The sequence below is a fragment of the Mycolicibacterium sp. lyk4-40-TYG-92 genome (genome assembly GCF_030209435.1).
Lineage (GTDB): Bacteria > Actinomycetota > Actinomycetes > Mycobacteriales > Mycobacteriaceae > Mycobacterium.
In genome coordinates this window covers 182,236-205,579 of the sequence record NZ_JARVRX010000001.1, presented here as the reverse complement: position 1 = coordinate 205,579, position 23,344 = coordinate 182,236, and the positions used below count along the sequence as shown (strand labels likewise).

The window sequence follows — 23,344 nt, the reverse complement described above, 5'->3', positions numbered from 1 at the left end:
CTAGGGGTCCGACGTTTCGGTTAACTCACCCAGCGTTGCCATCAAGTAAAACTTGCTTTCCATCTAGCGGAAAGATGCGGCTTCGGCGATGATAGGACTGATCGCCCGCCCGCGGTAGAGAACAAGGAGAATTACATGATTGTGCTGACCGGAGCGGGCACGATTGCCGACGTCGTGACGCTCGCGGACCGGCGCGACCAGGTGCGTGTGGCACCGCCGGTGCTCGACGCGGTGACCCAGGCGCACCGGCAGGCGGCCGACCTGAGTTCGCGGTTCGCCACCTACGGCCGCACCACCGGAGTCGGGGCGAATCGCAGCACACCGGTGGCACCCGATGACGACGACTACGGCTTGCGTCTGTTGCGCAGCCACGCCGCGGATGCGGGTGATCCGCTCGACGACCGGACAGTGCGCGCCATGCTGGCGGTGCGCCTCATTCAGCTGTGCAATCCCGGCGCGGGACTGGATCCGCACATCCTGGGCGGTCTGGAGCGCATGCTCAACGACGACACCTTGCCCGAACTGCGCCACTACGCGTCCATCGGAACCGGCGATCTGGCCGCTCTGGCCGGCACCGCGCTCACCTTGATGGGCGAGCGCCCGGCCAGCCGCCCGCTGACGCCCATGCCGCGGTGGGGCGCGGACAGCGCACTGCCCTTCATGAGCAGCAGTGCCCTGACCGTCGGCCGCAGCTGCCTGGCCGCCGACGAATTGATCCGGCTGGAACGCGCGTCGAGCGTCATCTACCTGCTGAGTTTTCTTGCCCTGGAAGGTAATCCATCGGCTTTCGCGGCAGCTGCGGCCCGCGCGGCGGCCGCGCCGGAAGTGGATACACTGGCCGCGCGCCTGCGGTCGTTGTTCATCGGCGCCGGACACCCCGATCACCGCCCGGCGCGCATCCAGGATCCGTACGGCTTGCGGGTCTACCCCGTCGCCCAGGCGAGCGCCGTTGCGACACTGAAATCCCTTGTCGGACAGCTCGAACGGACACTCAACACGGCTCAGGAGAACCCGCTGTTCGACATCGACGGCGATCAGGTGGTCCATCACGGCGCGTTCTACCAGGCGTCGTTGTCATTGGAACTCGACGGCACCACGTTGGCGTTGGCATTGACCGCGCCGATCACCCACTCCCGGATCAGAATGTTGAACGACCCGGAAACCAACGGCCGCAATGCTTTTCTGGCCGACGCCGAGGACGGCTCGTCCGGACTCATGATGGTCGAGTACGTCGCCGCCGGGGCGATCGCCGAAATCCGGGCCGCCGCGCAACCTGCGTCGGTCGGCACCCTCGTGCTGTCCCGGGGTATGGAGGAGGACGCCACATTCGCCTCGCAGAGCGCACTTCAGTTGGAACGGTCGGTCGCCGCCTACCGGGTGCTGTTGTGCTGCGAGCTGGTCGGGGCTGTGCGCCTGCTGCGGCAGCGTGGTCTGCACCACCGCTTTACCGGCGTCGCCGGGCAGGCCGTCGCCCTCGCGGCCGATCTGCCGTGGGACGACACGGACCGGGATCTGCGCGGTGACCTCGCCGCGGCCGAGGCCCTACTGGACGACCTCGGCCGCCTCGTCACCGATGCCGATCAGCTCAGCTGAGACTGCCGACGACTGCCTCTGCCGCGGCCACCAGCGACCCGTCCCGCGCCAGCTGGACGACCGCGTCGATCTCGGGTGCCAGGTAGCGATCCGGTCCGGGGCCGGGGACCCGCTCCCGCAGGACACCGATGACGGCCGCGGTGCCCGGCGCGGGACGCAATGGCGCCCGCATCTCGATTCCTCTTGCCGCGGTGTGTATCTCGATGGCCAGGACCCGCGTGAGCCCGTCGATCGCCTTGCGGAGTTTGCGGGCGGCCGACCAACCCATGGACACGTGGTCTTCCTGCATCGCCGACGACGGGATCGAGTCGACGCTGGCGGGCTGTGCCAGGCGTTTGAGTTCGGAGACGATGGCGGCCTGCGTATATTGCGCGATCATGTGGCCGCTGTCCACGCCGGGATCGTCGGCGAGGAACGGGTTGAGGCCACGGCTGCGGGCCGCGTCGAGGAACCTGTCGGTGCGCCGTTCGCTGATGCTCGCCAGATCGGCCACGGCGATCGCCAGGAAGTCCAGCACGTAGGCGACGGGGGCGCCGTGGAAGTTGCCGTTGGACTCGACGGTACCGGCAGCGGTGACCACGGGATTGTCGACGATGCTGGCCAATTCCCAGTGCGCGACATTGCGGGCGTGCGCCACGGTGTCGCGCACGGCGCCGGCGACCTGCGGCGCACACCGCAGTGAGTAGGCATCCTGCACCAGTGGACAGTCCGGCCCACTGTGACTGGCGACGATGGGCGATTCGGCGAGGATCCGCGTCATGTTCGCGGCCGCGACAGCCTGACCGGGTTGCGGCCGTAGTGCCTGAAGGTGCGGCGCGAAGACCCGGTCCGTGCCCAGCAGCCCTTCCACGCTCATCGCCGCCGCGATGTCGGCGAGCACCAGCAGCCGATCGAGGTCGGCAAGCGCCAGCACCAGCTGGCCGAGCATCCCGTCGGTCCCGTTGATGAGCGCCAGTCCTTCCTTCTCCGCAAAGGTGACCGGTTCCAGCCCGTGTTCGCGCAGCGCTTCCGCGGCGGGCCGGAGGACGCCGTCCGCGCTGCGGACCTGGCCTTCGCCCATGACCGCGAGCGCGACGTGCGACAGCGGCGCGAGATCCCCGGAACAGCCGAGGCTGCCGTATTCATAGACAACCGGCGTCAGCCCCGCAGACAGCAGCGCGGCGTAGGCCTGCGCGACCTGTGGTCGGACTCCGGTGCGGCCGGTCGCCAGCGTCGACAGCCTCAGCAGCATCATCGCCCTGACGACCTCGCGTTCGACTTCCGGGCCGGATCCCGCTGCGTGCGAGCGAATCAGGCTGCGCTGCAGTTTCGTTCGCATTTCGCGTGGGATGTGCCGGGTCGCCAGTGCGCCGAAGCCGGTGGAAATCCCGTACGCCGGGGCCGGGTTCTCGGCAAGCGCGTCGATGCGGGCCCGACTCGCCGCGATGGCGGCCATCGCGTCATCGGTGAGCACTACTTCCCCATCGCCGCGTGCCACGCACACGACGTCGTCGACGCTGACGGGGCCGACACCCACTGCAACCTGGACCATCCGACGATTGTGCATGCCGCCACCGGCCGGCCGGCCGGTATTGAGGCCCGGTGTTCTAGCCTGACTCAGATGACCAACCCTGTGGCGCTACGTGCAGGCATCCCACCGTTCTATGTCATGGACGTGTGGCTCGCCGCGGCCGAGCGCCAGCGCAGCCACGGCGACCTGGTGAACCTGTCGGCGGGACAACCCGCCGCACAGGCGCCGGCGCCCATCCGGGCCGCGGCCGCCGACGCGCTGGCCCATGACAACCTCGGTTACACCGTCGCGCTGGGCATTCCGGAGCTGCGCGAGGCCATCGCCAAGTCGTACCTCGACCGGTACGGCGTCGAGGTGGAACCGGACGCCGTCGTCATCACCACCGGATCCACCGGCGGCTTCCTGCTGGCGTTCCTGTCGTGCTTCGACATCGGCGACCGCGTCGCGGTGGCGAGTCCGGGCTACCCCTGCTACCGGAACATCCTGTCGGCCCTCGGCTGTGAGGTCGTCGAGATACCGTGCGGCCCGGAAACCCGTTTCCACCCAACCATTTCCATGTTGGAGCAGCTGGACCCGCCAGTGAAGGGTCTGATCATCGCCAGCCCCAACAACCCGACAGGCACCGTGCTGCCCGCCGAGGATCTGGCCGCCATCGCCACCTGGTGCGACGACAACTCGGTGCAGTTGATCAGCGACGAGCTGTACCACGGCCTCATCTACGACGACGCTCCCGCAACCAGCTGCGCGTGGGAGACCTCCCGCAATGCCATTGTGGTGAACAGTTTTTCGAAGTATTTCGCCATGACCGGCTGGCGGCTGGGCTGGCTGCTGGTGCCCGAGCCGCTGCGCCGCGCCGTCGACTGCCTGACCGGCAACTTCTCCATCTGTCCGCCGACGCTGCCGCAGTACGCGGCCGTCGCGGCGTTCACGCCCGAGGCCATCGCCGAAGCCGACTCGCTGGTGCACCATTATGCGGAGAACCGGTCATTGCTGCTCGCCGGGCTGGCCGAGGTCGGGCTCGACAAGCTGGCCCCCGCCGACGGCGCGTTCTACGTGTACGCCGACATCTCGAAGTACTCGACGGACTCGCTGGCGTTCTGCGAGGAGCTCCTGGCCGACACCGGTCTGGCGATCGCACCGGGCGTGGACTTCGACACCCGGCACGGCGGATCGTTCGTTCGGTTGTCGTTCGCCGGACCGAAGTCCGACATCGAAGAGGCGCTGCGACGCCTGGGTCCCTGGCTCGCCGCGTACCCGCAGGGGTAGCTGTCGCGTTTGCCACACAAGAGGCAAGAACAATCCGCAGGCCGGTACCATCGGTCCGCAATGTCCCAGGAAACCGACAACCCAGAACCGGAAGTTACCGACGACTTACCGGTGAACCGCGAGGGTCTCGAACGGCACGGCATCAAGCTGTCCACGCCCATCGGTGAGATCGCCATCGCGATCTCGACGCCGCGCGGTGGTTTGGCGATCCCGAAGCGATTCGACCCGCTCGGCCTGGCCAACCGCGCCCTCGGCGTCGCGAAATTCGGTTTCAAGCTGGCCGCCTGGGGTGGTGAGCAGATCGCGATCGCGACCAAGACCACCGTCGAAGCCATCGAGATGGCCCCCGAACGCACGCCGGCTCCCGCCCCGCAGAAGCAGCCCACCAAGGAGTCCCTGCACGGCAAGCTCGGCAGCCTGTTGGACCGCGCTCTCGACCAGAGCACCGCCGACGGTAAGACCGAGCTCTATCACCGCCTGCTCGATCAGCTGGTTGCCGACGAGGCCCGCATCATCGGTGCGCTGTCCGACAACGAGTCGTCACCGCTGGTGAACGTCTACCCGCGGAACCGCAGCGTCGCCACGCTGGAGAACGCGTGCCTCATCGGCCGCACCGCCAACGTCGCCCTGCCACAGATGGTGCCGCAGTACGTCAGCCACCTGCTGGCGCTCGGCCTGGTCGAGACCGTGCCCGAGGACCCCGACCTGAAGGCCGAGTACGAAATTCTCGGCGCGGAGTCGATGGTGCTGAAGGCCATCAAGGACGCCTCGCGGGGCCCGTTCCCCGCCCGCGTCGAGAAGCTGGCGCTGCAACTGTCGGAGCTGGGCCGCGGGCTGTGGGAAGCCGCGATGCAGGACGGGTCGTAGCTCACCCCGCCTGCGGCGCTACGACGCGAAGGTCACCGCTGCCGATGCGTGCGTGACACCACTACCGGACACCACCGCCAACTCGGCGCCGTCAGCCGTGGGGCTACCTTCGACGCGCACGACGTCGCCCAGAAACACCGGTCGCTGCAGCCGGAACGTGACTGCCGCCACCGCTCGGCCCGCCGCATGGATACGCACCAGCTCTGCCATGTGCACGGCGAGCAGTGGGCCCTGCACCACCAGCGCCGGGAACCCTTCGACAGCGGTGGCGTAGTCGGCGTCATAGTGAATGCGATGTGCGTTGGCCGTCAGTGCGCTGAACCGGAACAGCAGTGGCGGAGAGAATCGCGGCAACGATGACCACGGAGTGGTCAACTCCCCCAACGGGTTCCGGTTGACGTCTACCGCCGGGGCGCCGCTGGTGTCACTGCGGTACACGAGCTCCTGTTCCTCGATGATCCGAACCACACCGCGCTGCCGATACTCGTGGCGGACGGTGACGAACAGCATCTCACCGCTGCGACCGTGCTTGACGGCGACATCAACGGTCTCGGCCCGGCGGTGGACCGGCTCGCCCACGGTCAGTGGCGCGGTGACGTTGAGTCGGCCGCCCGCGAACATCCGGCGCCGATGTGGAATCGGCGGCAGAAACGGGCCATCGGCGGGGTGCCCGTCCTCCCCGAGATCGTCGGTCGCCGGCCAGGGTGACTGGCAGTACAGCCAGTGCCACAGGGGCGGGACCACGTCGACCGGAGTTTCGGCGAGGTCCAACGTGGCGGCGAGGGCATGCAGTCGCGCTGGGTCGACATGGTCGGCCACCTCTTCCCGGCCTGGCTGCCAGTTCCCGATCCAGTCGCGCATCGATGGCGCCATCGGCATCACACCTCTCACATTCTCACTCGATATTCGGCATTGCGCCTCGACAATCGTTGCGCGACAACAGCTTGCGATCAGGCGAGGCCGAGAAACAGGCCGATCAGTGCTGCGGCAACGACGACGATCCACGCGTCGAAGACGGCGACCAACCCGAGCGGCGCATGGCGCAGCTCCATGAAATAGCGACCGACGAACCGCACCTTCACGAACGCGATGAGCAGAATCGTCACCCCGGCGGCGGCTGCGCCCAGTCGATGCCCGGCGCCGAGAAACCAGGACATCAACGTCGCCGCGATCAGACCGGACCACACCAGTGTCGTCTTGTTGCGAAAGATGCTGAAAGCCATCACTTCACCAAGTAGAGGAGCGGAAAGATGATGATCCAGAGCAGATCGACCATGTGCCAGAAGCAGGCCGCGCCGTCCAGATAGGAGTGCTGCCATGCGGTCAGTTCGGGTCGCCTTATCAGCGTCAGCATGAACCACAAGAGCCCCATCCCGACCACGACGTGAACCAGGTGCAGGCCTGTCACCACGTAGAAGTATGTGAAGAACTGATCGGTGGCAGGCAGATAACCCTGGGATATCTTGTGCCCGTACTCAATCCCCTTGTTCACGACGAACAGCCCGCCACACACCATGGCACCGACGATCAACCGTGCCGCAAGCGCATTCTCCCGCTGCCGCACCGCACGCACCGCCGTGGCGACCAGCAGAGAACTGGTCAGCAGGACAAGGGTGTTGGCCACGCCGAACGTCTGGTTGAGCCGGGCCTGCGAGCCGTTGAACAGGACTGGGTCGGCACTTCGGTAGTAGAGATAGACACCGAACAACACGGCGAAGACCGTCATATCGCCGAAGATGAACACCCAGGTTCCCTCTTCACCCGGCAGCCTCCGCGTCTGCCGGTCGGCCTTCCCGATCGCCACCATGCTCAAGAATTTAACATGGAATAGATTTTTGTCTATGCTGGTCACATGACCACGCTCAGCGCTGAAGAGGCTTTCCTGATCCAGACGGTGCGGGAGTTCATCGACCGCGAGGTGAAGCCGACCGTGCAGGAGGTCGAGCACGCCAACGAATACCCCGACAAGTGGATCGAACAGATGAAGGCCATCGGGATCTACGGCTTGGCGGTACCCGAAGAATTCGGCGGCGCCCCGGTGTCGATGCCCTGCTACGCCCAGGTCACCCAGGAGTTGGCACGGGGCTGGATGAGTCTGGCCGGGGCGATGGGTGGCCACACCGTCGTCGCCAAGTTGTTGACGCTGTTCGGCACCGAGGAGCAGAAACAGACCTACCTGCCGAAGATGGCCACCGGCGAAGTCCGCGCCACCATGGCACTCACCGAACCCGGCGGCGGATCGGACCTGCAGGCCATGACCACGGTTGCAAAGACCGATGGCGATGACCTGGTTATCACCGGCGCAAAGACCTGGATCTCCAATGCCCGGCGCTCGCAGCTGATCGCCCTGCTGTGCAAGACCGATCCGACGGCACAGCCCAAGCACAAGGGCATTTCCATCGTGTTGGTCGAACACGGTCCGGGGTTGACGGTGTCACGAGACCTTCCGAAGCTGGGCTACAAAGGCGTCGAATCCTGCGAGCTGGCCTTCGACAACTACCGCATCAGCGCCTCGGCGATCCTGGGCGGGACACCCGGAAAGGGCTTCGGGCAGATGATGAAAGGCCTCGAAACCGGCCGCATCCAGGTGGCCTCCCGGGCCCTCGGCGTCGCAACCGCCGCACTGGAGGACTCGTTGGCCTACGCGCAGCAGCGGGAGAGTTTCGGCCAGCCCATCTGGAAGCACCAGTCGATCGGAAACTACCTGGCCGATATGGCCACCAAGCTGACCGCGGCGCGTCAACTCACCTGGCACGCCGCCGAGCGCTACGACAGCGGAGACCGGTGCGACATGGAGGCCGGGATGGCGAAACTGTTCGCCTCCGAAACCGCCATGGAGATAGCCCTCAATGCCGTGCGTATCCACGGCGGGTACGGCTACTCCACCGAATACGACGTGGAACGGTATTTCCGGGATGCCCCACTCATGATCGTCGGCGAAGGCACCAACGAAATCCAGCGGAACGTCATCGCCGCCCAACTGGTGTCCCGCGGCGGCATCTGACGGTTCGCCCATATCATCGGACAATGGCCCGAAGCACCAGCAAAACCCGAACCCCGGATGACGCCGACAGCAAGTCGCAGCGCACGCGGGCCCGCATCCTCGATGCCGCCGCACATGTCCTGAGCGCCAAGGGTTACGCCGGCACCAGACTGACGGACGTGGCGAAGCACGCCGAACTGCAGGCTCCGGCCATCTACTACTACTTCCCGTCCCGCGAGGACCTCATCGAAGAGGTGATGTTCGCAGGCATCAGCGATATGCGCCAGTACTTGCAGGAGGTACTGGACAAGCTGCCCGAAGACACTGAGCCGATCGACCGAATTCTCGCCGCAGTCGAGGCGCACCTGCGTCACGAACTGGAATTGTCCGATTATGCGACAGCGTCCATCCGCAATTCAGGGCAGGTGCCCGAGCATCTGCGCGCCCGCCAGGAGAAAGAAACTGCGGCGTATAACCGAATCTGGCTGCGACTCTTCACCAATGCCGCGGACGAAGGCCAGATCAGGAGCGATCTCGACACCCGCGTCGCCATGAACCTTGTACTCGGCGCGCTGAACTGGGCCGCCGAATGGTGGAACGCCAGGCGGACGTCCATCGATACCGTCGTCGCCAACGCCCAGAGCATCGTGCGCGCCGGAATCTGCCCGCCGGAGCCACCGCGCCGAGGGCGAAGCACCAAGGCGTAACCGCCGAATCCGCAGGCCCGGCTCGCTGCTGGTGACAGTTTTGATTCTATGTTAAATTAATTTCCATGACCGAGGCTTACATTGTTGATGCTGTCCGCACCCCCGTCGGGCGTCGCCGCGGCGGGCTGTCCGGCGCACATCCCGCTGATCTGGCGGCACACGTCATCAAGACCGTTGTGGGGCGCCACGATATCGATCCCGCCGCCATCGACGACGTCATCCTGGGCTGCCTGGACAACATCGGTGCGCAGGCCGGGGACATCGCGCGCACCGCGGCACTGGCCGCGGGGCTGCCCGAGTCGGTCCCCGGCGTCACCATCGACCGTCAGTGCGGATCCGCCCAGCAGGCAGTGCATTTCGCCGCACAGGGCGTGATGAGCGGCACCGTCGACCTGGTGGTGGCCGGCGGGGTGCAGAAGATGAGCCAGTTCCCGATCCTGTCGGCGTTCGCCGCCGGCGAGCCGTACGGTTCGACCGATCCGTGGACCGGCTGCGAAGGATGGCAGGCCCGGTATGGCGATCAGGAAATCTCGCAGTTCCGCGGCGCCGAGATGATCGCCGCCCAGTGGAAGCTGTCCCGCGAGGACAACGAGCAGTTCGCGATGACCAGCCATCAGCGCGCACTCGCCGCCATCGAGCAGGGTTACTTCACCCGCGAGATCACCGAATACGCCGGCATCAGCACCGACGAAGGGCCGCGCGCGGACACGTCACTGGAGAAGATGGCAGCACTGCCCACCCTCGTCGACGGCGGCGTCCTCACTGCCGCGGTGGCCAGCCAAATCTCTGACGGCGCAGCGGCGGTGCTCGTCGCCTCCGCTGATGCGGTGGAACGGTTCAACCTGACTCCGCGGGCCCGCATCCATCACATGTCGGTGCGCGGCGCGGATCCGGTGATGATGCTCAGCGCACCGATCCCGGCCACCCAGCACGCGTTGAAGCGCGCGGGCATGTCCATCGACGATATCGATGTCGTCGAGATCAACGAGGCGTTCGCGCCGGTGGTGCTGGCCTGGATCGCCGAACTCGGTGCCGATCCGGCGAAGGTGAACCCCAACGGTGGGGCCATCGCACTCGGACACCCGATCGGCTGCACCGGAGCCCGGCTGATGACCTCGATGCTGCACGAGTTGGAACGCACCGGCGGACGCTACGGGTTGCAGACCATGTGCGAGGGCGGTGGACAGGCCAACGTCACCATCATCGAACGGATCTGAGCGGTGCGGCGCGACCTTTACTCCCCCGATCACGAGGCCTACCGGGAGACGGTCCGGGAGTTCCTCGCACGTGAAGTCGTTCCCCACCAACAAGGTTGGGACAACGAGCGGTGGATCGATCGCGGTGTGTTCGCACGCGCCGCCAAAGCCGGTATCTACGCGCTGCAGATCGGGGAACAGTACGGTGGCTCCGGCGAACCCGACTACCGCTATCGCATGGTGGTGTGCGAGGAGATCGCGCGGATCAACGCCTTGTCTTTCGGCCTGACCGTGAGCCTGCAGGACGACCTGGTGCTGCACTACCTGCTCGATCTGACCAACGATGAGCAGAAGCAGCGCTGGCTACCCGGTTTCGCCACCGGCGAGATCATCGGTGCTCTCGCCATGACCGAGCCGGGGGCCGGCAGCGACCTGCGTGGCCTGCGCACCACTGCGCGCCGCGACGGCGAGCAGTGGATCCTCAACGGGCAGAAGACATTCATCTCCAGTGGCATCATGGCCGACCTGGTGGTGGTGGCCGCGCGCACCGGCAACGGCGGCGGTTCAGGCGATCTGAGTCTTTTTGTGGTGGAACGTGATACTCCGGGATTCGAACGTGGCCGCAAGCTCGACAAGATCGGGCTGCCGGCTCAGGACACCTCCGAACTGTACTTCCGCGACGCCCAGGTGCCCGCGGCCAATCTGCTCGGCGAGGAGGGACGCGGGCTGCAGTACCTGATGAGCCATCTCCCCCGCGAACGTCTCGGGGTGACCGCCAAAGCCATCGCCACCACCCGGGCCATCTTCGAGATGACGGTCGAGTACTGCAGACAGCGTCACGCCTTCGGTGCTCCACTGTCGGACAAACAGCACGTCCGCTTCGAACTCGCCGAGATGGCCACCGAGATCGACATCGCACAGTCCTACGCCGACCGGTCGGTATTGGCATACAACGCAGGCGAACTCACCGCGGTGGACGCGGCGAAAGGCAAGTGGTACGTCAGCGAGCTGCAGAAGCGGGTGATCGACCGCTGCCTCCAGTTGCACGGCGGCTACGGCTACATGACCGAGTACCCGGTTGCCCGGGCGTATCTGGATACCCGCATCCAGACCATCTACGGTGGCACCACCGAGATCATGAAGGAGATCATCGGCCGCGACGTGGTCGCCTGACATGGGCGCCGACATCCAGGACATCGTGGGAACGCGCCGCTCGACAGGGCTTCCGGCAGCCGCTGCCGAGGTGCTACAACACCTGCTGGCCGTTCGAGTCAGCCACCGCGCCTTCACTCCGGAACCGGTGCCCCGCAACACCATCGAGAAGATCCTGAGCGCCGCTCAGCTGACCGCCTCGTGGTGCAACAGCCAGCCCTGGCAGGTCACGGTCACCAGTGGCGCCGGCACCGACCGCCTGCGCGATGCGCTCCGTGCCGCCGTCGAGTCCGGTCAGCCGGCGGCACCCGACATCGCGTTCCCGCGGGAATATCGTGGTGTCTACCGTGACCGCCGGCGCGAGAGCGGATTTCAGCTGTACACCGCGCTCGGTATCGAACGCGGCGACCGCCGGCGTCAACGCGAACAGACCGAACAGAATTTCGCGTTCTTCGGTGCGCCGCACGTGGCAATCATCCACGCCGACGAAGCGCTGGGACCGTACGGCGCCGTCGATTGCGGCGGGTACGTCAACAATTTCCTGCTCGCCGCGACCGCTCACGGTGTCGGTAGCGTCACCCAGGCGGCGCTGGCCATGTACCCGAGTGTGTTGCGCCGCGAGCTCGGGCTCGGTGACGACCGCAACATCGTCTGCGGCATCTCATTCGGCTACCCCGACCTCGATCACCCGACAAACAGTTACCGGACCACCCGAGCACCGATCGATCAGGTCGTCGAATGGGTCACCGCGTGATCACCTTTCGAAGAGATCGGTGATCAACGCGCGCCGCTGATCCCAGTCAGCGCCACGGAGATCCGCATGCCCACGCTCGGTGACGATCACATCCACGTCGTGTGCCGGCGTCGATGCCGGTCGGCTCAACTGATCCACGAGTGGTGACCGGCCGTCGAATCGGCTCGTGACGGCGATGATCGACAACCCGCCGGAGCTCAACCGCCCGGCAGTGCAGTAGTCGGGGTGCCCACCGATGCCGCCGACGACGCGATCTCCGACTCCTTCGACATTGACCTGGCCGTACGGGTCGATCTCGATGGCGGTGTTGACCGACACGAACGGCCCGCCGCCGGCGAGTCGGGTCACGTCGTGGGTGTGTTCGATGCCCCGCAGAATCGCTCGCCCATCAGCCCACGAGAACAATTCCTCGCCGCCCAACAGATATGCGGCAGAAGGAACTCCGACGAGCAGACCTCGACGATCGAGGTCTACCACAGCGTCGGTGAGCAATCCGGTATCGATGGCCAACGGATTCTCCGCACGCCGCAGGATGGCCGTGCCCAGTTGTCCTGGCCCATACTGCAATCGGGCCCCGGGCGGTACGAGACGGAGCACGTTGTCGGCGAGTGCTTCGTGGACCGCCTCCGGCGCGCGTGCCGGCATCGGCATTGGCCCGTCAGTGCACAGACCCACGACGTCGATGTCAGCGCCCGCCACGCCACGGTGTGGCGCGCCGGCCGCGGGAGCGAAGCCGTCAATGACGGCCCAGACCGGGACGCCGGCATCGATCAGCCCCTGCTGCCACGACACCTCGGTAGAGAACGCCAATACCCCTGCGCGCGTGACCATGCGGGTGATCAGCAGGTCAGGCCGGAGCGGACCGGCGAGCAGCGCCGGGATGGCCGACATGCTGGTCGGGATGGAACGCGTCGCCGTGAGTGCCCGCGCACCCCAGCCCGGCATCAAGGTGATCACCTGAGCGAAGGCGTCCGGCCGCAGTCCTGTCAGCGGCAGCGGCGACCAACCGAGGATCAGTCGTATTCCCCCTACTTCTGTTGCTGCGCTGCTGATCTCGCCGAGTACACAGGTTCCGTCGTCAAGTGTGCGGAGGCCGCCCACGCCATCACCGAGAGCGACGGTCATGCCCGGGCGTAGTGTCCGGCGCAGCCGCGAAGCGAAGCCGCCGGTCACGCGTCGTGCGCGTCGAGATCGACGTTGCGCATCGTCACTCCCATGACGACGAGGAAGACCGCGTAGGTTGTCAGAGCGAGCCAGAACACCAGGATGCCGTTCCAGGCGAGCGGACCGCGGTGGAAGAAGAACGCCAGCACATCGGGCACGAACGACGCCGCCACCCAGAAGTTCACGTACCCGACCCAGCGCGGGACCCGGCTCAGTGGGTCACGCAGGATGGTCACGCCGATCACGATGTTCTGAATCATGAACGGCGCGATGGGCGTGAGAAACAACAGCCAGGCGATGTCATTGAGCGTGACGGTGATCTCGGGGTTTCGGTCGGGCCGGAAGGAGATCACCGCCATCAGCAGCATCGGAATCAGCAGCAGGACTCCGGTGGCCGCACCGACGACGATTTGCATGACGGCCAACAGCGGTGCGCGGCCCTCGATCCGGGCCATGACCAGACCGATGAGCGCGACCAGCGGAAACACCAGGCTGACGCCGAGCGATGCGATGACCAGACCAGCGAGAACCCGGGTGTCGTGACCGTAGAAGGCGACGACTTGTTCGGTTGTGCTACTGGGCCCCAACGGAATCGGCAGCACTCCGGCGATCAGCCATCCGATGAACGACACCCCGACGGCGGCCGGGCCGGACCAGGCGCAGACGCCCTGGAGAGTTTTGGACATGGGTCACCTTTCGAATGGTGGCGAGGACGAGTTCTCGGGCATCGCACTATTGGCGCTCCACGGACTCAACCTGGGACAAGATCTTGCGAGCGCGTTCCAGCACCGGCCGGTCGAGCATCCGGCCGTCCAGCACGGCAGCGCCACCCGCGCCGGCAGCCGTGACCACAGCGCGCGCCCACTCGATCTGGTCATCGGTCGGGCTGAACATCTCGTTCACCACGCTCACCTGGTTCGGGTGCACACACAGCTTCCCGCCGAAGCCCAGCCGTGCCGCGGCAGCCGCATCCTTCCGGACTACATCGGTGTCCCGGACATTGACCGTCACACCGTCGAGCGGCGCGGGCCGACCAGCTGCCGCTGACGCCAGCACCATCGCACTACGCGCTGCGCTCAGCGCGTCATAATCGTGTGCGTCGATACCGATTTCAGTGCTCAGATCGATACTCCCGAAAGCCGCCCGGGTTACGCCGCGGACCGCGCAGATTGCCGAGGCAGCGAGCACTCCTGCGGCGGTCTCGATCAGGGCGATGACGGGCGCGGTCAAGCGGGCCGAGCGCAGCGTCTCCGGTTCCGCCTTGGGCACCATGACCGGACATCCATACTCGGCGACCATCGCGAGATCGTCGGTGTACCAGGGTGTCTCCGCGCCGTTGATACGGACGAGCCCGGTGCCGCCGCTTGCCAGCCAGTCGGCGACATGGCGGCGGGCCGCGCACTTCCGAGCCGGCTCGACGGCGTCTTCGAGGTCGAGCACGATCCCATCCGCGCCGCAGCCCGCAGCCTTGTCGAACCGTTCGGGCCGGTCACCCGGCACGAACAGCAGGCTGCGGGCCGATGCGACGTCAGGCGCCTTCAGCGCAGCACCGCCGGGCGGTACGCGGCAACAATCTTGTCCACCACCAGTTTTGCCGTCTCCGCGCAGGCGGTGGTGCCCCCGTTGGCGTACTCCTTGACCCCGTCTCCCACATTCCACAGTCCGGCGAACGGGGTGTCGTGGGGCAGGTCGAAACCGGCGACGGCCCGCTGCGGCGGCCAATCGTCGCGGGTGATCGCGATGTTCAGGATCCGTGCCCGGGTGTCGAAGTCCTCGATGGTGTCACGCAAATCCTGCAGGAGGAACTCGGTTTCGGCAGCCTCGTCGAAATCGCCCGTCGGATTCTTCGGCACCGATGTGCCGACGTAGAGGTGCCAGCCTTCCGGAGCCATCTCCGGGCACACCCCGGTGAAGTTGGCGATGTAGGCCAGCCGCCGCGATTTCGCGAAGCTCAGCATGCCGGGCGCCTCGATGAGGCTCTCCCGGCTGGCGAAGTTGACCGAGATCATCGAGGTGGGACGGTCCCCCGCCTTGACCAGTTCCTGGTAGTCCAGTGGGACATTCTCCGCGCCGATCAAGGCCACGGTGGCGGCGGGCCCCACATCGCTGACAACGACCTGGGCGTCGATCCGCACAGAGTGACCGTCGCGGAGCACCTCGATGCCGGTGGCCTTGTCGCCTTCGGTAAAGATCTTGGTCACCGGCGTCGACAGCCAGATTTGACCGCCGTCGCGCTCGATCGCACCTGCCAGGGCCTTCCACAAACCGATGGTGCCCTCGGGATGGAAGCCGAACCGCTTGAACGCGCTCTTGCGGGTGAAGTACGTGAGGAACACCCGGGCCGGCAGATCTTCAGAGCCAACGGCGAAAACCGAAGCGCACATATTGCGGAAAATGCCGTGCACACCTTCATTTTTGGTGTATTTCGACACCCACTCGGCGGTGGACAGTTCATCTTCGGGCAACCCGGAGTCGTTGCGTGCGGCGCCGATCCCCTTCACCAACTTTGCGCCCTGCCGCGTCAACTTTCCGAGCAGGAACCCCCAGCCACCGCCGGTGACGTCGACATCCTTGCCGGCGATGCGGTACAGGATGGGTGGTTGCGGTTCGCGGATATCGAAGGGCGCGCCCACCTCTTCGCAGGTCTGCTGAGTGATGCCACCGACCTCGATGACGATGGCCCCGTTGTTGACCTTGAAGCCTTCGATGTCGTCGGTGGAAGCACGGCCGCCGACCTTGTCGAGACGTTCGACCACCAGGGTGCGGTAGCCCTGGTGCGCGAGCCGGGCGGCGGTGCACAGGCCGCCCGCGCCGGCACCGATGACGACCACGTCAAACTGATTGTCTGCCATATCTTTTCCTTCAGTAGGAGCGGGGCAGGCCCAGCGAGGTCTGCGCGATGAAGTTGAGAACCATTTCCCGGCTCACTGGAGCGGTGCGCATCAGCCGCGTGACGAACCACAGCTCCGAGAGCCCGTACTCGTGCGACAGCCCGTTGCCGCCGTGGGTCTGGATGGCCTGGTCGAGCGCCTTCAGGGCAGCCTCGGACGCCGCGAATTTCGCGATATTGGCTGCCTCACCGGCGGATTCGCCGGCGTCGAACAACTCGGCACTGCGTACCGTGGCCATCCGGCCCAGTTCCACCGCGATGTGGGACTCTGCCAGGGGATGCGCCACTCCCTGGTGGGCGCCGATCGGAGTAGACCAGACGGTGCGCTCCTTGGCGTAGTCGGCGGCCTTGCCGATCGCGTAGCGACCGATGCCACTGCACAAGGCGCCGACCAGGATTCGTTCGGGATTCAGCCCGTCGAACACCTGCCGAAGGCCGTTGCCTGCCGTTCCGATCAAGGCGTCCTCGCCGACCTCCACGTCGTCGAGGAAGACCGTGAACTGCTTGTCCGGTGACACGATCGAGGTTTCGATCTGCTGGAAGGTGAGCCCCCGCGCATCGGTGGGGACCACGAACAGGGACAGCTTCGGCTTCTCCGGGGTGGAGTGCTCTGCGTCGCGGGTGACGACCAAGACGGCGTCACACTGATCGATCGCCGAGATGTAGTACTTGGCGCCGGAGATCTTCCAGCCGGTCGCGGTGCGCTCGGCGGTGGTCTTGACGTTGTGACTGTTGGATCCGGCGTCAGGCTCGGTGAGCCCGAAGGCCATCTTGCGGGTGCCGTCGGCGATGGCGGGCAGCCACCGCTGCTTCATCTCGTGTGAACCGTGATGCGCCAGGATGCTGCCGCAGATGGCCGGTGAGATCACCCAGATCAACAACGGCATCCCGTGGGCGGCAAGCTCTTCCACCACGACGACAGCCTCCGACATGCCGCCGCCGCCACCGCCGTACTCCTCGGGCAGGTGCAGGCCCAACAGGCCGGAGGCGCCGAGGTCCTTCCACAGCTCCTCGATATCTCCGCCGGAACGGCCGCGGTCCAGGAAGTACTGGGGGCCATGGCGTTCCGCGATACCGGCAACGGTTTCCCGAATGGCGCGGTGCTCTGCGCTGTCAGATGTCAATCCGGGCATGTGTCTACCTTCCGATGAATTCGGGTGTGTGCTTGTTGGCGAAGGCAGAAATCGCGGTCGCCGCGTCGGCGCTGTCGCCGGTGAACTTGATGCCGCGGGATTCGGCGGCGAATTGCGCGGACAGGTCGTTACCCCACGTCTCGCGGAGCAGTTGGCGCATCCGGCCGAAGGCAGCCGTCGGCCCGTTGGCCAGTTCGGTGGCCAAAGCCATTGCCCTGTCGCGCAGTTCGGCGGCGGGGACGATCTCGCTGATCAGGCCCCAGGCCAGCGCCTCGGTATCGGTGATCGGTCTGTTGCGCAAGTAGGCCTGCGCGGCGCGGCGCGGCCCGATGAGTCGCGGCAGGTGCCAGGTGCCGCCGCCGTCACCGGACAGCCCGATGCCGGCGAATGCGGTGACGAACCGCGTGCCTTCGGCTGCCAGCACCAGATCGGCGGCGTACACATAGCCCAGCCCGCCGCCGGCCACCACTCCGTGTGCCGCGGTGACAATCGGAACATTGACCCGACTGAGGATCTCGAAGGCCTGGTGAAACGGATCGGTCATCTTCTGGAAGAGGTCACCGAACGCCTCGGAGCGGCCGCCCAGGAAGTAGCCGATGTCCCCGCCCACGGTCAGCGCCGGCCCGTTCCCACAGATCAGCACCGCGCGGACGGTGTCGTCGGCGGCGATCCGCCGGGCCACTTCGAGGGTCTCCTGCCCCATGCGCAGGTCGATCGCGTTGCGGACCTCGGGCCGGTTGAGGCACACGATCGCCACACCGCCGTCGACCGCGTACTCGATGGTCTCCAGCGGTACCGGACCGTCGAGCGCCGCATGCCATGCCGCGGTGTCGGTGAGCTGGCGCAGACCGGCGATGCGTCCGTCTGGCGCGAACGCGAGAATATGGATGAATGCGGCGTCGAGCGCCTTGCCGGTGCGCCGGGCCGTGCCGACGTAATTGCCGCCGACCAGCAGCCGCCCGTCATCGAGCCCGTCGAAGTGCCTGGGCAGGGCGCGGACCCGGAAGTGTTCGCCGATGCGCCACCACAGGTTGGCCTGCATGGCCTGCGGGCCGAGATGTTCGCCACCCATGCCGAGCGGCATGCCGTCAGCCGCGTGGCCGACGAAATCAGGGTGCAGCAGGGCATTCAGCGCATCGCGATCACCGGTTGCCAGGGCCGCATACAGCTGCTGCGCGGCGACCACCCGGGCGTCGTGTGCGGTCTCAAGCGACATAACGGATGATCGATTCGATGACGGCGGCGGGTTTGTCGGCACCGTCGATCTCGATGGTGGTGGTCATGATGGCCTGTGCGCCACCGCCGACACCGGAGACCTCGCCGACGACGGCGCGGGCGCGGACTTTCGCCCCCACCGGCACCGGGGATATGAAACGCACCTTGTTCAGTCCGTAGTTGATCGCCATGGTGATGCCTTCCACCAAGTACAGCTGGTGCATGAAATGCGGCAGTAGGGCCAGGGTGAGCAGCCCGTGGGCGATGGTGCCGCCGAACGGGCCCGATGCGGCCCGGTGCGGGTCGACATGGATCCACTGGTGGTCGCCCGTGGCTTCGGCGAACAGGTCCACCCGGTCCTGCGTGATCTCCAGCCAATCGGTCGGTCCGAGCTCCTGGCCGGCCGCCGACACGAACTCGTCAAGGCTGCCAAAAACTTTCATTCCGTCTCCCTGGTTGTGTGCGGCTTTCGCCCAGCGGGCGCCGCGTCGCGATCCGGATCAGCGCTCGACCCGGTCATCCTCGAATTTAATCTCGATTTGAATATTTATCAACCAGCAAGTGGTGGCGCGCAACACACTGTCAAATTTTTCTATTTCCTGTTAAATTAGTTGACGAGGCGAGGAGACGATGTGACAGCGCAGGTCCAGGGTTCATCGTGGTGGCCCGGAACAGTCGAGACGCTCGCAGTCACCACACAGCACACCATCGCCCGGATTCCACTGCCGCTACCGCTGCCCGACCTGACGGTGGTCAACGCGTATGCGGTCGGCACTGATGCCGGAGTCACCCTCATCGATCCGGGGTGGGCGACCGCCGATTCGGAAGCCGCGCTGATCGACGGGCTGCACGCCCTGGGATACGAAGTCAGCGATGTGCGCCAGATCCTGGTCACGCATGCTCATTGGGACCACTACACCCAGGCCGTGAAGTGGCGCGACGATCTGGGCATCGAACTCATGCTGGGCGCCGAAGAGCGGCACAGCATCTCAGCGTTCGACGCGCTGGCCGGCGTACATCCCAACCAGGTGCCGGTGCTGCACCGGGCCGGCGCCCCCGCGCTGGCCGAAGCCGTGGCCGCACTGCAGTGGGAGACGTACGAACAGGGTATGCCGTTCACGGCTCCGGATCGCTGGCTGCGGGGCGGGGACGTCGTCGACGCGGGTGGGGCGTCGATCACCGTGCGCGCCACACCTGGTCACACCCGCGGCCACATGGTGTTCGAAATTTCCGGGATGGCGTTCACCGGTGATCATCTCCTGCCCCGCATCACGCCGTCCGTCGCCTTCGAACGCGCCCCTGAGAAACTGCCACTGCGGTCGTTCCTCCAGTCACTGCAGCTCTTCGTGGAGTTGCCCGACGCCCGGATGCTGCCTGCCCACGGAGGCACCGATCACTACACCCGCCGCCGCGCCCAGGAGCTGCTGGACCATCACGACGAACGGTTGTCGATCGTCGCCGACCTGGTTTCCTCGGGTGCCGCAACGGCTTTCGAGGTCGCCGCGCGGATGCGCTGGACCCGCCGGGACCGTGCCCTCACCGAGTTGGAGACCGTCCATCAGATGACGGCGGTGCTGGAGGTGCTGGCACACCTGGAGCTGCTGGTCACCCAGGGGCTGTTGTGCGTCGACGAGTCCGGCGACGTGAACAACTTCACCGTCAGCTGAGCGCCTGTATCAGCCGGAACTTCTGCACCTTGCCGGTCGGGGTGGTCGGCAGCTCGTCCGCGTCGAAGAACACCACCCGCTTCGGCACCTTGAAGCGCGCCAGGCCGGTGCGACAGATGTTCAGCACATCGCCTTCACTCAAGGTCGCGTCCGCGACGGGAACGACCACAACACAACCGATTTCACCCCACCTGTCGTCGGTGAGTCCGAACGCGAAAGCCTGACTGATGGCTGGGTGCGCCTCCAGCAGGTCCTCGATCTCCTTGGGCATCACGAGCTCGCCGCCGCTCTTGTAGAGCTCCTTGCTGCGCCCCGTCACCTCGAGATAGCCGTCGGGTCGCACGGCCCCCAGATCACCGCTGAACAACCGCCCGTCGCGCAGGGCCGCGGCGGTCTCGGCGGGCCTGTTCCAGTAGCCGACCATGGTGGCCGGCCCGCTCGATACCAGTTCGCCGCCCACAACCTCGTACCGGACCAACGCGTCGGTCCCGGGTACCGACGCCGATCCGGCAAGTTTGGGGCGGCCGACGGTCTCCGACGTCAGGTACAACGGGTCTTCGGGCAGAGTCAGGGTCATGGCGCCGCCGCACTCGGTCATCCCGTAACCCGTGACGATCTCACTGACCCCGAAGTCGTGCTGAACCGTCTCCCACAACCAGATCGGGGCGGGCGCCGACCCGCAGAGCACCGCCTCCAGCGAACTGAGGTCATAGTTGTGGCGGGCCGGTGACTGCACCATGGCCACCGCCATGGTCGGCACACAGAGGATGTCGGTCGCGCGGTGCCGCTCGATGCCCGCGAGATAGCCGTCGGCCGAGAATGACGGCTGCGGGATGATCGCCCCACCCACGAACATCGCCGAAAGCACGCCTTCGACATAGCCGAACATGTGATAGCACGGCAACGAGAACAGGATTCGTCGCCCGTTCTGATAGGCGCGTGTCAGCGCCGAGGCGTATGCGGTGCGCAGCACGGCGTCGTGGGTGACCAGGACGCCCTTGGGCGAGCCGGTGGTTCCCGACGTGTACAGCATGTCCCCCGGAACGTCGGGCGCGACGGCCACCGGCGGCCGCGCCTCGATCGTGGCGGCCAGGTCGGCCACGGTCCGTACGCCCTGGCGGGCGCGGCCGTCGGTGTCGAGCACCACCACATGCCGCAGGTCTGGCATGTGGTCCGGTGCGCGGTGCGCGAAATCTGCTGAATCCCAACGCGGCACAATCTCATCGAGCATGCCCTGGTAATCCAGGGCGCCGAATCCGGACATGGTGATCAGCACGCGACAACCGGAGTCGGCGAGGACGAATCCGAGTTCGGCGGTCCGGTACAGAAAATTGAACGGGACGGCGATGGCGCCGGCGCGGGCGATGGCGAATTTGATCGGGACGAACTCCGGGTAGTTGGACATCAGCATGCCGACCCGGTCACCCGGCCGCACTCCGAGTGCGATCAGGCCGGCGGCCATGCGGCGGGACTGCTCGGCGACCTCGGCATAGCTCAGCGTCACCTCATCGGTGACGACGAAAGACCTTGTCCCGTACTGCTCGGCACAGTCATCGAGCCAGTCGGCCAAGGTGCGGGGCCGCCACACCGGAAACCGCGCGCGCAGCGCTTGCCGGCAGGCCTCGATCTCTGCCACGGTCCTCACAGTTCCCGGAGCTCTCCGCGCAGGATGGCGTCGCGCAACGCGAACTTGCGAACCTTGCCGGTGGGAGTTACCGGAAACTCGTCGGCCACGAACCATCGGGACGGCACCTTGTACGGGGCCAGCACCGACTGGGCCTGGGCAACAAGGTTCTTCGCGATGTCAGCTGGATCGCCAACGGCGCGCAGGACCGCGGCGACGATCTCGCCCCACCGGTCGTCGGGGAGTCCGAGCACCGCGATGTCGGTAATCCCCGGGTGTCCGGCCAGCTGCCGCTCGACGTCGGCGGGCGAGATGTTCTCACCGCCGCGGATGATGACGTCCTTGAGCCGTCCCGTGACGGTGAGATAGCCGCGCTCGTCCATGGCGCCCAGGTCTCCGGTGTGCACGAAGCCATCCGCGTCGACAGTGACGGCTGTGGCAGCCGGGTCGTGGAGGTACCCGACGAACTGCTGATAGCCGCGGGCACAGATCTCCCCCGGTTCGCCGACTGCGACCACCGCACCCGACGCCGGGTCGACGATCTTGCACTCCACCTGTGCCAGCGGGCGGCCGACCGTCGCGAGCCGGTCTTCACGTGAATCGCCGGGGCGGGTCATCGACAGGACCGGCGCGAGTTCGGTCTGTCCGAAGAGGTTGAGTACCGTAGCACCGAAAACCTCTGCGGCGCCGTCGATCAGCTCAGGCGACACGAGCGCCGCGCCGCCCATGATGATCGGAATCCGTGGCGCCGGTGGCCGTTCCGCACGCTGTACCGCCAGCAGCGCCTCGAGGATCGCGGGCACATAGAACAGCACATCGGGTTGCTCGGCGCGCAGCACCTCCAGTGCGCCGGCCGGCGTGAAGCGGTCGATGAGGACAGCTGTGCCAACCAGCCACAGCGGGCCCAGCGTGGCGATCACACAGCCGGCGGTGTGGAACATCGGCAACGGATTGACGCACACGGCCCCCGTCCGGGCATCAGCTGTTTCCAGGGTCAGCCTGGCCACGTTCACCAAGGCCCGATGGGTGAGCGCCACCCCTTTCGGTCGCCCGGTGGTACCGGAGGTGTACTGCAGCATGGCCACCGCGTCGGGACTGACGTCCGGAAGCGCCATCGCCTGATCTGTGTCTGGGGCGCGCCAGCGATCCTCGGACAGCGAGATGCGTTGCAGGCCAGGGATGCGGGCAGTGACGCGGGAAGCCACCTCTGCCATCGGATAGTCCCGGCTGACATCGGCGTGCAGCAGCACCGCGGCACCTGAATGAGTGAGGGCGTACTCCAGCTCGTCATCCCGCAGCACGGGGTTCAGCGCGACCAGCACCAGACCCGCGAGCGCCGCCGCGTACTGAATGACGGTCCACTCCACCACATTCGGGGCCCACACCGCGATGGACCGACCCGGCTCGGCGAGGTGGGACAACGCCGCCGCCGTCTGGACGGCCTCGGTGTACAGCTGCCGATACGTCAGCCGCACCCGCTCCCCGGTACCGTGCCGAGTCCCGACCAGCGCCACCCGGTCGGGATGCTGGGCACACCGCTGTGCCAGCAGCATCCCGATCGGCATGTCGACCAGCTCGGCGCTCGTGTCCGCGGGCCGATAGGACTGCTGAAGCCCGGTCATG

22 protein-coding genes are annotated in these 23,344 nt (G+C 66.4%); 9 read left to right on the top strand and 13 right to left on the bottom strand.

The window, feature by feature from the left end; all coding sequences use genetic code 11:
• Positions 1-135: 135 nt before the first annotated feature.
• Positions 136-1,593, top strand: a complete 1,458-nt coding sequence (locus tag QRN63_RS01015; RefSeq protein ID WP_285028873.1) for an aromatic amino acid lyase — start codon at positions 136-138, stop codon at positions 1,591-1,593.
• Here the strand turns inward: QRN63_RS01015 and hutH are convergent.
• The gene (hutH, locus tag QRN63_RS01010) at positions 1,586-3,124 is read right to left on the bottom strand and encodes a histidine ammonia-lyase (protein WP_285028872.1); all 1,539 of its coding nucleotides are present in this window, start codon (positions 3,122-3,124) and stop codon (positions 1,586-1,588) included. The two genes, QRN63_RS01015 and hutH, sit on opposite strands and share 8 nt — an antisense overlap.
• A gap of 69 nt (positions 3,125-3,193) precedes the next feature.
• On the opposite strand from hutH, the gene QRN63_RS01005 reads away from it, so the two are divergent.
• On the top strand, positions 3,194-4,369 hold the full coding sequence (locus QRN63_RS01005; protein ID WP_285028871.1) for a pyridoxal phosphate-dependent aminotransferase: 1,176 nt from the start codon (positions 3,194-3,196) through the stop codon (positions 4,367-4,369).
• 60 nt (positions 4,370-4,429) lie between these two features.
• Complete coding sequence (locus tag QRN63_RS01000; protein ID WP_285028870.1) at positions 4,430-5,236, top strand: Abi-alpha family protein; 807 nt, start codon at positions 4,430-4,432, stop codon at positions 5,234-5,236.
• Between the two features lie 18 nt (positions 5,237-5,254).
• On the opposite strand, the gene QRN63_RS00995 is transcribed toward QRN63_RS01000, so the two are convergent.
• The 3 genes from QRN63_RS00995 to QRN63_RS00985 all read right to left on the bottom strand — a co-directional run bounded on the left by QRN63_RS00995 (position 5,255) and on the right by QRN63_RS00985 (position 7,088).
• Positions 5,255-6,109: an HTD2 family dehydratase gene (locus QRN63_RS00995; protein ID WP_285028869.1), complete on the bottom strand. Its 855-nt coding sequence runs from the start codon at positions 6,107-6,109 to the stop codon at positions 5,255-5,257.
• A gap of 77 nt (positions 6,110-6,186) precedes the next feature.
• The gene (locus QRN63_RS00990) at positions 6,187-6,459 is read right to left on the bottom strand and encodes a cytochrome C oxidase subunit IV family protein (RefSeq protein WP_267320219.1); all 273 of its coding nucleotides are present in this window, start codon (positions 6,457-6,459) and stop codon (positions 6,187-6,189) included.
• Entirely contained in the window at positions 6,459-7,088 is a 630-nt protein-coding gene (locus tag QRN63_RS00985; RefSeq protein ID WP_285028868.1) for a cytochrome c oxidase subunit 3, read from the bottom strand. The genes QRN63_RS00990 and QRN63_RS00985 overlap by 1 nt, the downstream gene beginning before the upstream one ends.
• On the opposite strand from QRN63_RS00985, the gene QRN63_RS00980 reads away from it, so the two are divergent.
• From QRN63_RS00980 to QRN63_RS00960, 5 genes are all read left to right on the top strand, one after another.
• On the top strand, positions 7,089-8,240 hold the full coding sequence (locus tag QRN63_RS00980; RefSeq protein ID WP_267320221.1) for an acyl-CoA dehydrogenase family protein: 1,152 nt from the start codon (positions 7,089-7,091) through the stop codon (positions 8,238-8,240).
• 23 nt (positions 8,241-8,263) lie between these two features.
• The gene (locus QRN63_RS00975) at positions 8,264-8,926 is read left to right on the top strand and encodes a TetR/AcrR family transcriptional regulator (protein WP_267320222.1); all 663 of its coding nucleotides are present in this window, start codon (positions 8,264-8,266) and stop codon (positions 8,924-8,926) included.
• Positions 8,927-8,991: 65 nt separating this feature from the next.
• Positions 8,992-10,143 carry an acetyl-CoA C-acetyltransferase gene (locus QRN63_RS00970; protein ID WP_285028867.1) on the top strand — a complete coding sequence of 384 codons (1,152 nt, stop codon included), beginning with the start codon at positions 8,992-8,994 and terminating at the stop codon, positions 10,141-10,143.
• A gap of 3 nt (positions 10,144-10,146) precedes the next feature.
• The gene (locus tag QRN63_RS00965; RefSeq protein ID WP_285028866.1) at positions 10,147-11,295 is read left to right on the top strand and encodes an acyl-CoA dehydrogenase family protein; all 1,149 of its coding nucleotides are present in this window, start codon (positions 10,147-10,149) and stop codon (positions 11,293-11,295) included.
• A gap of 1 nt (position 11,296) precedes the next feature.
• Positions 11,297-12,028, top strand: coding sequence for a nitroreductase (locus QRN63_RS00960; protein WP_285028865.1), 732 nt, complete (start codon positions 11,297-11,299; stop codon positions 12,026-12,028).
• On the opposite strand, the gene QRN63_RS00955 is transcribed toward QRN63_RS00960, so the two are convergent.
• From QRN63_RS00955 to QRN63_RS00925, 7 genes are read right to left on the bottom strand one after another with little or no spacing between them, the layout of a single operon-like run.
• On the bottom strand, positions 12,029-13,153 hold the full coding sequence (locus QRN63_RS00955; protein WP_285028864.1) for an acetyl-CoA hydrolase/transferase C-terminal domain-containing protein: 1,125 nt from the start codon (positions 13,151-13,153) through the stop codon (positions 12,029-12,031).
• A gap of 44 nt (positions 13,154-13,197) precedes the next feature.
• Positions 13,198-13,878: a hypothetical protein gene (locus tag QRN63_RS00950; RefSeq protein ID WP_285028862.1), complete on the bottom strand. Its 681-nt coding sequence runs from the start codon at positions 13,876-13,878 to the stop codon at positions 13,198-13,200.
• 46 nt (positions 13,879-13,924) lie between these two features.
• Positions 13,925-14,734: an HpcH/HpaI aldolase/citrate lyase family protein gene (locus QRN63_RS00945; RefSeq protein WP_285029664.1), complete on the bottom strand. Its 810-nt coding sequence runs from the start codon at positions 14,732-14,734 to the stop codon at positions 13,925-13,927.
• Entirely contained in the window at positions 14,731-16,044 is a 1,314-nt protein-coding gene (locus QRN63_RS00940) for a phytoene desaturase family protein (protein ID WP_267320228.1), read from the bottom strand. The genes QRN63_RS00945 and QRN63_RS00940 overlap by 4 nt, the downstream gene beginning before the upstream one ends.
• A 10-nt stretch (positions 16,045-16,054) precedes the next feature.
• The gene (locus QRN63_RS00935) at positions 16,055-17,215 is read right to left on the bottom strand and encodes an acyl-CoA dehydrogenase family protein (protein ID WP_267320229.1); all 1,161 of its coding nucleotides are present in this window, start codon (positions 17,213-17,215) and stop codon (positions 16,055-16,057) included.
• Positions 17,216-17,219: 4 nt separating this feature from the next.
• A complete protein-coding gene (locus QRN63_RS00930) occupies positions 17,220-18,431 on the bottom strand; it encodes an enoyl-CoA hydratase-related protein (RefSeq protein ID WP_285028861.1) in 1,212 nt (403 codons plus the stop codon).
• A complete protein-coding gene (locus QRN63_RS00925; protein WP_267320231.1) occupies positions 18,421-18,873 on the bottom strand; it encodes a MaoC family dehydratase in 453 nt (150 codons plus the stop codon). The genes QRN63_RS00930 and QRN63_RS00925 overlap by 11 nt, the downstream gene beginning before the upstream one ends.
• A gap of 189 nt (positions 18,874-19,062) precedes the next feature.
• Between QRN63_RS00925 and QRN63_RS00920 the strand changes: the two genes are divergently transcribed.
• Positions 19,063-20,097: an MBL fold metallo-hydrolase gene (locus QRN63_RS00920; protein ID WP_410506166.1), complete on the top strand. Its 1,035-nt coding sequence runs from the start codon at positions 19,063-19,065 to the stop codon at positions 20,095-20,097.
• On the opposite strand, the gene QRN63_RS00915 is transcribed toward QRN63_RS00920, so the two are convergent.
• Positions 20,090-21,742, bottom strand: coding sequence for a class I adenylate-forming enzyme family protein (locus tag QRN63_RS00915; protein WP_502888061.1), 1,653 nt, complete (start codon positions 21,740-21,742; stop codon positions 20,090-20,092). The genes QRN63_RS00920 and QRN63_RS00915 overlap by 8 nt on opposite strands.
• A complete protein-coding gene (locus QRN63_RS00910; protein WP_285028859.1) occupies positions 21,739-23,343 on the bottom strand; it encodes a class I adenylate-forming enzyme family protein in 1,605 nt (534 codons plus the stop codon). The genes QRN63_RS00915 and QRN63_RS00910 overlap by 4 nt, the downstream gene beginning before the upstream one ends.
• Between the last annotated feature and the right edge of the window lies 1 nt (position 23,344).

Coding starts and splice junctions, on each gene's coding strand:
- QRN63_RS01015 (WP_285028873.1), top strand. CDS start 136: ATGATTGTGCTGACCGGAGCGGGCACGATTGCCGACGTCGTGACGCTC.
- hutH (WP_285028872.1), bottom strand. CDS start 3,124: ATGGTCCAGGTTGCAGTGGGTGTCGGCCCCGTCAGCGTCGACGACGTC.
- QRN63_RS01005 (WP_285028871.1), top strand. CDS start 3,194: ATGACCAACCCTGTGGCGCTACGTGCAGGCATCCCACCGTTCTATGTC.
- QRN63_RS01000 (WP_285028870.1), top strand. CDS start 4,430: ATGTCCCAGGAAACCGACAACCCAGAACCGGAAGTTACCGACGACTTA.
- QRN63_RS00995 (WP_285028869.1), bottom strand. CDS start 6,109: ATGGCGCCATCGATGCGCGACTGGATCGGGAACTGGCAGCCAGGCCGG.
- QRN63_RS00990 (WP_267320219.1), bottom strand. CDS start 6,459: ATGGCTTTCAGCATCTTTCGCAACAAGACGACACTGGTGTGGTCCGGT.
- QRN63_RS00980 (WP_267320221.1), top strand. CDS start 7,089: ATGACCACGCTCAGCGCTGAAGAGGCTTTCCTGATCCAGACGGTGCGG.
- QRN63_RS00975 (WP_267320222.1), top strand. CDS start 8,264: ATGGCCCGAAGCACCAGCAAAACCCGAACCCCGGATGACGCCGACAGC.
- QRN63_RS00970 (WP_285028867.1), top strand. CDS start 8,992: ATGACCGAGGCTTACATTGTTGATGCTGTCCGCACCCCCGTCGGGCGT.
- QRN63_RS00960 (WP_285028865.1), top strand. CDS start 11,297: ATGGGCGCCGACATCCAGGACATCGTGGGAACGCGCCGCTCGACAGGG.
- QRN63_RS00955 (WP_285028864.1), bottom strand. CDS start 13,153: ATGACCGTCGCTCTCGGTGATGGCGTGGGCGGCCTCCGCACACTTGAC.
- QRN63_RS00950 (WP_285028862.1), bottom strand. CDS start 13,878: ATGTCCAAAACTCTCCAGGGCGTCTGCGCCTGGTCCGGCCCGGCCGCC.
- QRN63_RS00940 (WP_267320228.1), bottom strand. CDS start 16,044: ATGGCAGACAATCAGTTTGACGTGGTCGTCATCGGTGCCGGCGCGGGC.
- QRN63_RS00935 (WP_267320229.1), bottom strand. CDS start 17,215: ATGCCCGGATTGACATCTGACAGCGCAGAGCACCGCGCCATTCGGGAA.
- QRN63_RS00930 (WP_285028861.1), bottom strand. CDS start 18,431: ATGTCGCTTGAGACCGCACACGACGCCCGGGTGGTCGCCGCGCAGCAG.
- QRN63_RS00925 (WP_267320231.1), bottom strand. CDS start 18,873: ATGAAAGTTTTTGGCAGCCTTGACGAGTTCGTGTCGGCGGCCGGCCAG.
- QRN63_RS00910 (WP_285028859.1), bottom strand. CDS start 23,343: ATGACCGGGCTTCAGCAGTCCTATCGGCCCGCGGACACGAGCGCCGAG.